The organism is Natrinema sp. 74, from assembly GCF_046097095.1.
In the GTDB taxonomy this organism is placed as follows: Archaea; Halobacteriota; Halobacteria; order Halobacteriales; family Natrialbaceae; genus Natrinema.
The window spans coordinates 851,208-863,329 of sequence record NZ_CP175698.1; the positions used below are offsets into that span (position 1 = coordinate 851,208).

A 12,122-nucleotide genomic window follows, 5' to 3' on the forward strand; every position below is an offset into this window, starting at 1 on the left:
GGTTAGTCGTCCGCGGGGGTCTCGCCCCCGTCGGTCACGACGTCTTCGGCGGTCTGTTGCTGTGCCATCGGCTTGGGGCTGTGACACTGCCGGACGATCCGCTTAGTCTCCATGTCGGGCTCGTCGGTCAACAACGAGACGCCGATGGTGACGATGAAGACGATCGGCAGGGTGATCAGCGCCGACCCGATGGCCGGCATCCACTGTGCCAGTCCCGCCGACAGCGGGGCCTCGAGCGAGGAGACGTAGTTCGGCACAATCTGGTTGATCATCGGGATCGACCATAGGACCAGTCCGGTTGTCATGCCGGCGAGTGCGCCCTCGCGGTTGGCGTTTTCCCACCACATCCCGAGGAAGAACATCGGGAACAGGACGGAGCCGGCGAGCGAGAACGCGTAGCCGACGAGCGCGGCGATCGACGACGCGGGGTCGAGCGCGGCCAGCGTGGTCAGCACACCCAGTGCGACGATCGAGAGGCGGCCGACGAGAATCTGCTGGCGCTGCGTCGCGTCCTCGTTGATGATGTTCGTGTAAATGTCGTGGCTGATGGCCGACGAGCCGGCGATGAACAGCCCGGCGACCGTCGCGATCGCCGCCGCGATACCCCCGGCGGCGACCAGTCCGACGAACCACTGTGGCAGGTTCGACAGCTGTGCTGCCAGCACGACGATGACCTCACTGGCCGCGCTACTCATACCGGGATCGCCGTACGTCGAGCCGATGTTCTGCGAGTACAGGTCGGTCCCGAACGCGGCAAACGCCGGCGCGCTCCAGTAGAGGATGCAGATGAAAAACAGCCCCCAGACGGTCGACCAGCGGGCCGTCCGCTCGCTCTCGACCGTGTAGAACCGCACTAGCACGTGAGGGAGCCCACAGGTCCCGACGATCAGCGAGAACGTGGTTGCGACCCACAGGTAGTAACTCGAGGTGGCGAACGGCTTGGAAAACTCACTGCCGAGGTCGTCGATGAGCATGCCGTACTCGAGCTGGGGCAGCACCGTCGAGTAGCCGTTCACGTAGCCGACGACGAACAGGCCGGCCACGAACGCCACGATGAGGATGACGTACTGGACCGCCTGGTTCTTCGTCGCGCCGAGCATGCCAGACAGGGTCAGGTAGCCGACCGTGATGACCATCATGGCGACGACCATCACCTGATAGCCGTCGAGACCGGGGATGAGACCGCCGTAGTCGCCGAAGATGTACAGGCCGACGAGTGCCATGCCTTTCGCCTGCCCGATGGCGTAGACGAAACCGATGAGGAACGTCGTCACCGCCGCGATGGCGCGCGCTCCGTCGGAGTTGAAGCGGTCGCCGACGAAGTCCGGTGCGGTGTACTTCCCGAACCGGCGCAACTGGGCCGCCATGAAGATGAGCAGGATGAAGTATCCCGTCGTCCAGCCGACGACGTACACCAGTCCGTAGAAGCCGGCCAGCGCGATCGAGGCCGCCATCCCGAGGTAGGAGGCCGCCGACATCCAGTTCGCGCCGATGGCCATTCCGTTCTCGACGTTGCCGATCGAGCGCCCGGCGACCCACATGTTCTCGGTGTCCGCGACGCGGAACACGAACCCGATAGCGAGGAACAGGCTCAGCATTCCCAACACCAGTATGGCTGGGAGTAACTTGAACGAAATATTGAGCGACTCCGGCAGGAGACTCTCCTGTAGCGGAACGACTGGAAGGCCGGTCATTCGTCGACCCCCCCGTCAGCGGCCGTGGCCCCACCGCTGCGGCCCGTTTCTTCGACCGTCGTGTGATCGATACCGTACTTCTCGTCGAGCGCGTCGCGCTTGCGCGAGTACCAGAACGAGAGGATCAATGCGCTCGTCGGCGCGCCGAACGCGACCAGGAAGTAGTGTAGCGGAAAGCCCAACACCGGCATCTGGGTCGTCATCGCGTCGGTCGCCAGATACGTCATCGTCACCGGACCCCACACGGCGAGCACCCAGATAGCGAAGCCGGTCCAGACGATACGCAGGTGATCGCGCATGAACGTCGTGCTCGGATTCAGTAGGTTTACCTCCGCACTGAGGTAGTCCGTGTTTCGGTGGGCTTGGCCGGGTTGTCCGGCGATGCCACCGTCCGTTGCGACCTCGTCGTCGGTCGAATCGTGGCTGTTATTCTCTGTCATATGTGCGTGAATCGTGTAGTTTTGTCGTGTCTTTTTTCGAAAATCGAATGAGCGTCAGTCGCTCGAGACCTGTTCTGCGATGTCGTCGACGACGTCGGGGTTCCGGAGCGTCGAGGTGTTCCCGAGTTCGTTGCCGCTTGCAATGTCCTCGAGCAGGCGGCGCATGATCTTGCCCGACCGGGTCTTTGGCAGTTCGGGCGTGAAGACCACGTCCTCGGGCTTTGCGATCGGGCCGATGGAGTCGAGGATAGCCTCGGTGGCTCGTTCCTCGAGTTCCTCGTCGCCTTCGTAGTCGTCTTCTGGGATGGCGTAGACGTAGACCGCCTCGCCCTTGACGTCGTGTTGTCCGCCGACGACGGCGGCTTCGGCGATCCCTTCGACGCCGACGACGGCTGACTCAATCTCCATCGTGCCGAGTCGGTGGCCGGAGACGTTGATCACGTCGTCGACGCGCCCGAGAATGGTGATGTAGCCGTCTTCGTCGATTTTCGCGCCGTCTTCGGGGAAGTAAACCCACTCGTCGGCGTCCTCGTCGGAGTATTCCTCCCAGTACTCGGAGAGGAACCGCTCGTCGTTGTCGTACAGCGTTCGGAGCATCCCGGGCCACGGGTTGTTGACCGTGACGTAGCCGGCTTGCCCGGCGTCGACCGCCTCGCCGTCGGCGTCGACGACGCGGGCGTCGATGCCCGGCAGCGGCGGCCCGGCAGAGCCGGGTTTCATGGTGTTGACCCCCGGCAGCGTCGTGATCATCATCCCGCCGGTCTCGGTCTGCCACCAGGTGTCGACGATCGGGCACTCCTCGTCACCGATGTGCTTGTAGTACCACTTCCACGCGCGCGGATTGATCGGCTCCCCGACGGTTCCGAGCAGTCGCAGGCTCGAGAGGTCGTGTTGCTCGGGGTACTCCGATCCCCACTTCATGAACGCGCGGATGGCCGTCGGCGCGGTGTAGAAGATGTCGACCTCGTTGTCCTCGACGATTTCCCACAGTCGGTCCTTTTCGGGATAGTCCGGGGTCCCCTCGTACATGACACTGGTCGTGCCAAGCGCCATCGGCCCGTAGACGATGTAGGAGTGGCCGGTAATCCAGCCGATGTCGGCCGAACACCAGTAGGTGTCGTCGGCCTCGATGTCCAACACGGCGTGGCTCGTCCACGCGGTGTACGCCAGATAGCCGCCGGTCGTGTGTTTGACCCCCTTTGGCTGTCCGGTCGTCCCCGAGGTGTACATCAGGAACAGCATGTCCTCGGCGTCGCGGGGGACCGGCTCGACCGTCGACCCCTCGTGGTCGGCTACGAGTTCGTCGTAGTCGTGTTGGTTGCCCGCGAGCTCGTGCTCGAGGTCGTCGCCCAGTCGGTCGACGACCACGACGTCGGAGACCTCGTGCTCGACCCCCTCGAGGCCCTCGTTGGTCTTCGAGAGGTGATCGAGCGCGTCGCCGCGACGGTAGTAGCCGTCGCAGGTGACGAGATATTTGCTGTCGGCCGAGTTCATTCGGGTTGCGAGCGCGTCCGCCGAGAAGCCGGCGAAGACGACGCTGTGTGGCGCGCCGATGCGGGCACAGGCCAGCATCGCGATCGGCAACTCCGGAATCATCGGCATGTACAGCGTGACGATGTCGTCTTCCTCGACGCCAAGGTCCCGTAGCGTCGCCGCGAAGTCCTCGACCTCGTCGAGTAGCTCCTCGTAGGTGTAGGTGCGCGTGTCGCCGAGTTCGCCTTCCCACTCGATGGCGACGCTGTCGCCGCGGCCCTCCTCTACGTGGCGATCGAGACAGTTGTACGACGCGTTGAGCGTCCCCCCGGTGAACCACTCGTAGAACGGGGCGTTTCCGTCCTCGAGAACCGTATCGTACTCCTCGTCCCACGAGAGGAGGTCGGCGGCCCGCTCCCAACACTCCGGCCAATTCTCCTCGAACTCCTCGTATACCCCCGCGTCAGTGACGTTTGCCTGCTCGACGAACGACTCGGGAGGCTCGAAGGCCTCCTGTTCCTCGAGTCGTGCCTCGAGATCGGCGTTGTCCTGTGACATGGTACATGGACCCAATCTACAACGATCATAGTAAAGCCGGCCTCTAGCTGTGCAAAATCGACCCGATTCTCCCGGGGAAACGACGGCTATATCGACCGAGTTTGGTCCTCATAGCCCATCGCCGACCGTCGCTCGCGGGGAAACGCGGTGGTGCGACGAGTCGTCGATCGACCGCTCGCGCGAGTCCGAGTCACTGAATAGCTGTAATCGAACCGAACATCTAGAGACTTAGTACTGAATCGATCGAGCCGACGTTCGACTCGGCGTGTGCGCCCGCGAGTTACCCGTCCGGTTCGTCGAAGAACGTTCGCAGCAGTTCGTGTTGGCCCTTTCGCAGGTGATTGTGCAGCGTCGGCGAGGAAACCCCCATCGCGTCGGCGACCTCTTCGGCCGTGCTCTCTCGCGGCCAGTCGTAATACCCGCCGAAGTACGCCGCCCGAAGCGCGGCTTCTTGGCGGTCCGTCAGTCGGTCCTCGAGCCCCTCGCGGAACTCGCGGGCCGTCTGGACGGTCCGTTCGACCTCGCGCTTGCCGATCAGTTCGGACTCGGGGAACGCGGTGCGCAGGCCGTCGACGATCGTCCGGAGGTCGGCGTCGGCCGCGCAGTCGCCGGTGATCGTCGCCGTCCCGCCCTCGAAGACCGCCTCGCGGACGGTGACGCCGTACTCGGTCAGCGTGACGACCGGACAGGAGCCCTCGATGACGAACTCGACGCGCCAGCTCTCCTCGCCGGTCTCGACCAGCCGACAGTCGTCGATTCCGGGGTCGTCTGCGGCGCGGTCGAAGACGTCGGCTGGCGACGCCCCCTCGAGTCGGACGTAGTAGAGCCGGGTCGTCTCCCCGATCGGGACCAACGAGTCGAGTTCGAACCGGCAGTCCAGTCGGCGCGAAACGTCGACGAAGAACGACCGGTCGTCGCGACAGGCAACCTCGAGTTCGGTCACTTGATCCGACAACAGGAGGTTCCGCCGGCGGATGGCGGCGATTGCGTAGCCGGCCTGACGGCCGATGGTCGCGAGCCACGCGCGTTCGTCGTCCACGAACGCGCCCGACCGTTCGGTCGCGACCGAGAGCGTCCCATAGACGGTGTCGCCGTAGGCGAGTGGCACCTTTGCGATGGTACCTGCGAACGCGTCGCCGTCGACCGTCGCCGTGACGTCGTTCGTGACGGCCACTGTCCGCTCGCGCGAGTCGGTGTCGGCGTCCACCGATCGTTGCTCGTGTTCCGGGGTCGGCTCGTCCTCGTGCCAGTCCGCTGGGACGAGTCGATCGATCTCCTCCGGGTCGATGCCGATCGCCGCGCGCTGCTTCCGGCCGTGTCCCCCGACGGTCGCACGGTCGATCCAGGCGGCGTCGTAGGCTCGCCCGTCGGCGAGCGTGGCACATGTCGTTCGCTCGATTTCCTCGTGGTCGCTCGACTCGAGTAATGCGTGGGTCACGGCCCGGTGGCGGCGGGCGACGGTGTATAGCCCCTCGAGTTCGTCTCGGCGCTCGCGGGCGGCCTCGAGTTCCTCGTGGGCGGCCGTCACGTCGCGGACGAAGACGGCGAAGCCGCGGTGGCGACCCTGATCGTCTCGCAGCGGCGAGACGACCTCCGTCGCGCGAAACCGCGAGCCGTCCTCGTGGACGCGCCAGCCCTCGGTTTCGGCACCGGACTCCTCTAAAGCCGCCGAGAGCGTCCGTTCGGGTTCTCCATCTTCGATGGCGTCGTCGGTGTAGAACGTCGAGACATGCGTGCCGACGATCTGGCCGGCCCGGTAGCCAAACAGCGCGGCCGCGCTACGGTTCCAGCGCTCGACGTAGCCGTCCGCGTCGAGACGGACGAGCGCGTACCGGTCGCTTGCGGCCAGTAGGAGCCGAACGACGCTGTCGTCGCTGACCGCGGGACTGGACCGCGACTCGCCGGTACGAGGGCCTGACGGCCGCTCGACGGCGTCGAAAGCGTCGACGATCTCGGCGTCGGTCGGCTCCGGCAGATAGGCCTCGAGCGCTTCGAAGCTGCGCCAGCCGCCCGCGGCCTTGACGACGCGGGGGTTGACGTCGTGCGTGACCAGGGCCGTGTGAGCGAAATACTGCCGGAGGTCGCTCGTCGATACGTCGGCGAGGGTCGGATCGTCGAACAAGGCTGCCGCCCGATCGGCGACGTCCGAAACGAGCATCTGGAGTCGGCGGGCCGTGACGGTGAAGATCCGATCCTCGGGTGACAGATCGTTGCTGCGGGCGTACCGCCGGAGTTCGCGTTCGACGCGGGTCGGCAGGTAGGCGGTCCGGCCGCGTCCGTCGTCCTCACCCGGTATCCGGATCAGATAGCGCGGTGGATCGATCCGCACCTGTTCGATGTCGTCGATCGTCAGTCGCGTCAGTTCGGCCGGCCGGAGCCCCACGTCCCCGCAGAGGCGGACGACCAGCGCCTCGCGGTACGTTTCCGCGGCGTCGAGGAGCGACTCGTACTCTCGCCGCGTCAGCACCGTTCCCCTGGCCCCCTCGAGACTCATGGTTCGCCCGTTCTGGCGACGCGAACATAACTGTGTCGCCAAGAGCGGGGGATTCCGGCCCGATCCGACTCGACGAGGGCGATCGTCGGGACGCGGACCGTTTCGCGATACCTGAAACGGCGAAATCAGTGGCCGCGGTCGTCACCCTCGGTCCCGATCTCGGCCTGAATCTCGCCGACGATTTCGGGGTTCCGGAGCGCGCTCGTATCGCCCAGTTCCTCACCGTTGGCGACATCCTCGAGCAGGCGGCGCATGATCTTGCCCGACCGGGTCTTTGGCAGTTCGGGCGTGAAGACGACCTCGGTCGGCCGGGCGATCGGCCCGATCGCGGACTCGATACTCTCGAGGATCGCCTCCCGGACGGCCGCGTTCGGCTCCCGGCCGCGCTCGGTGCTGACGTACGCGTAGATTTCGGTGTCTCCGGCCTCGCTCGAGCGGCCGACGACGGCGGCCTCGGCGACGCCGTCGACGTCGGCGATCGCGCCCTCGATCTCCATCGTGCCCAGCCGGTGGCCGGAAACGGAGATTACGTCGTCGACCCGGCCAAGGACGGTAATATAGCCGTCCTCGTCGACTCGAGCCGTGTCGCCGCTGAAGTAGCGCCACTCGCCGGCGTCGGGATCCGAAAAGCGCTGCCAGTACTCCGCGACGAAGCGCTCGTCGTTGTCGTACAGGGTCCGGGCCATGCCCGGCCACGGGCGGGTGATCGCGAGGTAGCCGGCCTCGCCGGGATCGACCGCCTCGCCCCCGGCGTCGACGACGCGGGCGTCGATACCCGGCAGCGGCGGTCCGGCAGAGCCGGGTTTCATGTCGTCGACGCCGGGCAGCGTCGAGATCGTTACCGCGCCGGTCTCGGTCTGCCACCAGGTGTCGACCACCGGGCAGTCACCGCTGCCGACGTGTTCGCGGTACCACCTCCACGGGCGGGGACTGATCGGTTCGCCGACGGTTCCGAGCAGCCGCAGCGAGGAGAGATCGTGTTGCTCGGGGTACTCCGATCCCCATTTCATGAACGCGCGAATCGCCGTCGGCGCGGTGTAGAAGACGTCGACGGCGTTCCGATCGACGATCTCCCAGAGCCGATCCCGGTCTGGGTAGTCGGGCGTGCCCTCGTACATCACCGTCGTCGTCCCCAGCACGAGCGGGCCGTAGACGATGTAGGAGTGGCCGGTGATCCAGCCGATGTCCGCTGCACACCAGTAGGTGTCCTCGGGCTTGACGTCGAGGACGGCGTGGCTCGTCCACGCGACGTGTGCGAGATACCCCCCTGTCGAGTGGACGACTCCTTTCGGTTCGCCGGTCGTCCCCGAGGTATACATCAGAAACAGCATGTCCTCCGCACTCCGGGAGACCGGCTCGACGGTTTCGCCGGCGAATGCATCGCGAAGCTCGTGGTAGTCCCACTCGTCCTCGCCGAGGACGTGGGGCAGGTCGTCGCCGAGCCGATCGACGACGACCGTCTGGACGTCCTGCTCGAGGCCGATGCGGGCGTTGTCGGCCTTGCTCTTCTGGTTGAAGGCGTCGCCGCGCCGATAGTAGCCGTCGCAGGTGACGAGATACTCGCTGTCGGCGGCGGCCATCCGCGTCGCGAGCGCGTCCGCCGAGAGCCCGGCGAAGACGACGCTGTGTGGCGCGCCGATGCGGGCACAGGCCAGCATCGCGATGGGGAGTTCCGGGATCATCGGTAGGTAGATCGTCACGACGTCGTCTTCCTCGACGCCGCGGTCCCGCAGTGCGGCCGCGAACTCGTTGACCTCGACGTAGAGGTCCCGGTAGGTGTAGGTCCGGCGCTCGCCTCGTTTCCCCTCCCAGCGGATCGCGGCGTGATTTTTGCGCCCCGCCTCGAGGTGGCGGTCTAAACAGTTGTACGCGGCGTTGAGTCGGCCGTCGGCGAACCACCGATAGAAGGGGGCGTCGGCGTCCTCGAGGACAGTGTCGTAGGGCTCGTCCCACGAGAGGAGGTCGGCCGCGCGCGTCCAGCAGTCCGGCCAGTTCGCGTCGAACGTCCCGTGGATGTCCGGGTCCGCGACGTTCGCCTGCTCGATGAACGAGCGTGGAGGGCTGTGGGTGGGCCCGGTCGGCGTGGTCGCGTCTCGGCCCGACCCGTTCCGATCGTCCATTGTCGTCCGAATCGTGGTCGGTCAGCGGAATAAACGTTCCTCCGAGCCGCCATGCGATAGGCGGGGCGAGTCGCCGATAGCGGGTCGGGCGGACGGCGACCGCTCGCCGATCAGCGGTCGTCCAGCGTCGAGTCGATATCGGTCACGTCCTCGGGAGCGACCTCGTCGCCCGGTTCGCGAACGACGTAGACGTCGTACCGTTGGTCGTTGGCGACCGGACTGCCGACGCTCGACTGCGGCGCGATGACCGAGCCTGCGTTCTCCGAACCGATGAAGACGACGGCGGCCTCGATCTCTCCGGCGACCCGTCGGATCTCGCGGACGACGTTCGTCGTCGACGTCGCGGTCGGTTCGTCGGAACTCACCCGCTCGGTTCGGAACGTCGCCTCCGGCGCGACCTCGTCGGCGCGGGTCTGCATCCCCGTGGCGATCGCCTCTGCATCGAACGGCTCGCCTTCCGTGATCCAGCCCCGCTCCCGCGCGTAGTCCGCGTCGTCCGGGATGACCGTCAGCACGACGACCTCCTCGTCGAGCAAGTCGCCGAACGTCGACGCCCGCTCGAGCGCGTTCGTCGCCAGCACCGATCCGTCGAAGGGGACGAGCAATGACATGCGGGTAGTTCACACGACAGCGAAGGTAAGTGTTCGCCCTCCACGCCCGGACGCGTCCTCACTCGCCATCGGCCCCGGTCTCGCGGGGCGGCTCACCGTCGGTCCGACCTGCTGCCGAGCCGCCGTCGGCTCCGACGACCAGCACCGTCCGATCAGTGATTCTGACGACTCTGTCGACGGTGCTTCCGAGCAGCGCCCCCTTGAACGACGAGCGACCGCGGGCACCGACGACGATCACGTCGATGTCGTTCTCGGCCGCGTACGCGAGGATCTCCTCGTGTGGCGTGCCCGTTCGAACGGCCGTCTCGACGGCCACGCCGGCCTCACTCGCCGTCTCCTCGAGAGCCGCGAGCCAACCCGCGGCGCGCTCTCGGAGGTGCCGGCGAGCCTCTTCGGGATCGACGATGCCGGAATCGTACTCGGTTCGATCGTCGACGACGGCGACGCCGAAAAGCGGCGCGTCGAACCGCTCTGCGAGTGCGACCGCGTGATCGACCGCGGTCGCCGCGGCCTCGCTACCGTCGGTCGCGACCAGAATCGAGTCGTACATGCCAATCGCTACAACTCCCCGCGAGAAAGACCTGTGGCCCCGCGAGCACCGTCGGGCTCTTGGACACAACGCGGAGGCGGAACGGAGAGCTTTGGACCGATCGCAACGAAACGCGTCGATACACGGGGTCGAATCCCCACTCCCGACACGGGCGGTACGCACATTAGGACCGACTCGAGCGCGTCACCTCGCCGATAGGTCTCCGTCTCGGTCCGTCACCGCGACGCCCCGCGCCGCCGTCGCCTTCACCGAGGCGACGATCGAGCGCCCGGACTCGAGGCCGAGCGTGTCGACGCTCCGACGGGTGACGAGCGCTACGAGTTCGACGGGGTCGTCGTCGGCCGTCGAGTCGCCCTCGAGGTCGACCCCGACGCGGGCGACGGCGTCGCCGGCCTCGAGCCACGCGACGGTCCCGGAAAAGCGGTTGCGGACGCTGGTCCCCTCGGCCGGCGGCGCGTCGCTTGGCGCGTGGAGAGAGACCGCGTCGGAGCGGATCGTGACGGCGGCGGTCTCGGCCTCCGCGGGGACGACCGCGAGCACCTCGCCGACCGCCGTCTCGACGGTCGCGAGTTCGCCGTCACGGTCGACGACCGGGCCCGATAACACCGCCTCGTCGACGCGGGCAACGCCCTCGTAAGCCGCGACTAGCCGGTCGAACCGCGCCAGCAAGTCCCTGGCCGCCGCCGTCAGCGAACTCCCGCCGCCATCGGCCCCGCCGCGGGTGCGCTCGACCAGCGGGCCGATCGCCTCCTCGAGGTCCACCACGCGCTGCTGGAGGCGCGGATAGGAGCGCTCGAGGGCGTCTGCCGCGCCCGACAGCGAGCCGCGGTCGTCGATCGCGCGCAGCATCTCGACATCGCTCCGATCGACGGTCACGTCGTCGATACGCAGGTAGGGGTCGAACGCTTTTTCCATGGGTATCATCGGCCACGCGGTGCCCGGCCGTTCGGTATGGCCGCTTGCGTCTCCGTTTGCGGGCGGACGAGAAGTTCGTTTTCATCGATCGAACGGCGCTCGCGACCACCTTTCGGCTTCGTTCGTGGCGCGGTCAGCCATCGTTCAAGTCCTCCAGACGTGGAAGAGAGAACTATTGCGTTCGGATTATGAGGGAAACGGTTATACCGATACCGACGGAACAGCGATGTATCTATGTCGGAACAACGCAGCCGACGAGCGTTTCTGGCGGGAAGCGGGAGCGCTGCGGCGCTCGCCGTAGCCGGGTGTCTCGGTGGTGGAAACGGCAGCGGGGGCAGCGACTCGATGATGATTTTCCACGCCGGGTCGCTCTCGTCGCCGTTCGGCAAGGCGGAACCGCAGTTCGAGGAGGAATACGACGTCGACGTCACGCGCGAAGCCAAGGGCTCGGTCGACTCCAAGAACAAGATCACCCAGCAGAATCGGAAAGCCGACGTGCTCGGTGTCTCCGACTTCCGACTCATTCGCGACGACGTCCTGCCCGACTACGGGGACTGGTACGCCGTCTTCACCACGAACTCGATGTCGATCCAGTACCGGGAGGACTCCCCGGGGGCGGACGACATCTCGACGGACAACTGGTGGGAAGTGCTCAGCCGCGACGGGGTCACGATCGGCCACTCCGACCCGGCGGTCGACCCGGGCGGCTACCGCGCGGTGATGACCCAGCAACTCGGCAAAGAGGAGTTCGAGGGCGAGCGGCTGTACGACGAGGCCACCTACCAGCAGCTTCGGGAGAACTCGACGGTCCCGACCGGGACGGAGACGAAACTCGAGGGCCAACTCGAGTCGGGCGAACTGGACTACGTGTTCTACTACCAGTCCATCTCCAGTACGTCGGGGAAACCGTTCATCGACCTGCAGCCGGAAGTCGACCTCTCGAAGGCGACGAGTACGTACGCGGACCACTACGCCAAGGCGGAGGTCGAGACCGACTCGGGGACCTACACCGGTGCGCCCATCGCCTACGGCATCACCGTCCCGAGCGTCGCACGGTCTCCGGACCTCGGTGCTCAGTGGGTCGAGTACTTCGGAACCGAGCCGGGACGGAAGATCCTGAAAAACCAGGGGCTCGCCCCGGTCGACCCCATCGTCGTGCCGAACAGTTCCGAGGACGCGGTTCCGGACCGCGTAATGGAGGTCGCCAGCGCGAAGTCCACTCTCGGACCGCTGGACCTCAGCGGCTCCTGACTTTCGCTGCACCGAT

9 protein-coding genes are annotated in these 12,122 nt (G+C 66.4%); 1 reads left to right on the forward strand and 8 read right to left on the reverse strand.

Translation table 11 applies throughout. From position 1 onward, the window contains the following. Positions 1–2: 2 nt before the first annotated feature. From ACJ70B_RS04215 to ACJ70B_RS04250, 8 genes are all read right to left on the reverse strand, one after another. Positions 3–1,694, reverse strand: coding sequence for a VC_2705 family sodium/solute symporter (locus ACJ70B_RS04215; protein WP_408959163.1), 1,692 nt, complete (start codon positions 1,692–1,694; stop codon positions 3–5). Continuing rightward, positions 1,691–2,134, reverse strand: coding sequence for a DUF4212 domain-containing protein (locus ACJ70B_RS04220; protein ID WP_408959164.1), 444 nt, complete (start codon positions 2,132–2,134; stop codon positions 1,691–1,693). Before ACJ70B_RS04220 ends, ACJ70B_RS04215 begins: the two co-directional genes overlap by 4 nt. Before the next feature lie 54 nt (positions 2,135–2,188). Continuing rightward, a complete protein-coding gene (gene acs, locus ACJ70B_RS04225; protein ID WP_408959165.1) occupies positions 2,189–4,165 on the reverse strand; it encodes an acetate--CoA ligase in 1,977 nt (658 codons plus the stop codon). A gap of 280 nt (positions 4,166–4,445) precedes the next feature. After that, positions 4,446–6,659 carry a bacterio-opsin activator domain-containing protein gene (locus ACJ70B_RS04230; protein ID WP_408959166.1) on the reverse strand — a complete coding sequence of 738 codons (2,214 nt, stop codon included), beginning with the start codon at positions 6,657–6,659 and terminating at the stop codon, positions 4,446–4,448. A gap of 125 nt (positions 6,660–6,784) precedes the next feature. Then, positions 6,785–8,779: an acetate--CoA ligase gene (gene acs / locus ACJ70B_RS04235; RefSeq protein WP_408959167.1), complete on the reverse strand. Its 1,995-nt coding sequence runs from the start codon at positions 8,777–8,779 to the stop codon at positions 6,785–6,787. Between the two features lie 110 nt (positions 8,780–8,889). Next, the gene (locus ACJ70B_RS04240) at positions 8,890–9,390 is read right to left on the reverse strand and encodes a universal stress protein (RefSeq protein WP_408959168.1); all 501 of its coding nucleotides are present in this window, start codon (positions 9,388–9,390) and stop codon (positions 8,890–8,892) included. Positions 9,391–9,448: 58 nt separating this feature from the next. Next, complete coding sequence (locus ACJ70B_RS04245; protein WP_408959169.1) at positions 9,449–9,940, reverse strand: universal stress protein; 492 nt, start codon at positions 9,938–9,940, stop codon at positions 9,449–9,451. 183 nt (positions 9,941–10,123) lie between these two features. Further along, on the reverse strand, positions 10,124–10,855 hold the full coding sequence (locus ACJ70B_RS04250) for a TOBE domain-containing protein (protein WP_408959170.1): 732 nt from the start codon (positions 10,853–10,855) through the stop codon (positions 10,124–10,126). Positions 10,856–11,089: 234 nt separating this feature from the next. Here ACJ70B_RS04250 and ACJ70B_RS04255 point away from each other — a divergent pair, with 234 nt between their 5' ends. Further along, positions 11,090–12,106, forward strand: a complete 1,017-nt coding sequence (locus ACJ70B_RS04255) for an extracellular solute-binding protein (protein WP_408959171.1) — start codon at positions 11,090–11,092, stop codon at positions 12,104–12,106. Positions 12,107–12,122 lie beyond the last annotated feature (16 nt).

Coding starts and splice junctions, on each gene's coding strand:
- ACJ70B_RS04255 (WP_408959171.1), top strand. CDS start 11,090: ATGTCGGAACAACGCAGCCGACGAGCGTTTCTGGCGGGAAGCGGGAGC.
- ACJ70B_RS04240 (WP_408959168.1), bottom strand. CDS start 9,390: ATGTCATTGCTCGTCCCCTTCGACGGATCGGTGCTGGCGACGAACGCG.
- ACJ70B_RS04230 (WP_408959166.1), bottom strand. CDS start 6,659: ATGAGTCTCGAGGGGGCCAGGGGAACGGTGCTGACGCGGCGAGAGTAC.
- ACJ70B_RS04245 (WP_408959169.1), bottom strand. CDS start 9,940: ATGTACGACTCGATTCTGGTCGCGACCGACGGTAGCGAGGCCGCGGCG.
- acs (WP_408959167.1), bottom strand. CDS start 8,779: ATGGACGATCGGAACGGGTCGGGCCGAGACGCGACCACGCCGACCGGG.
- ACJ70B_RS04215 (WP_408959163.1), bottom strand. CDS start 1,694: ATGACCGGCCTTCCAGTCGTTCCGCTACAGGAGAGTCTCCTGCCGGAG.
- ACJ70B_RS04250 (WP_408959170.1), bottom strand. CDS start 10,855: ATGGAAAAAGCGTTCGACCCCTACCTGCGTATCGACGACGTGACCGTC.
- ACJ70B_RS04220 (WP_408959164.1), bottom strand. CDS start 2,134: ATGACAGAGAATAACAGCCACGATTCGACCGACGACGAGGTCGCAACG.
- acs (WP_408959165.1), bottom strand. CDS start 4,165: ATGTCACAGGACAACGCCGATCTCGAGGCACGACTCGAGGAACAGGAG.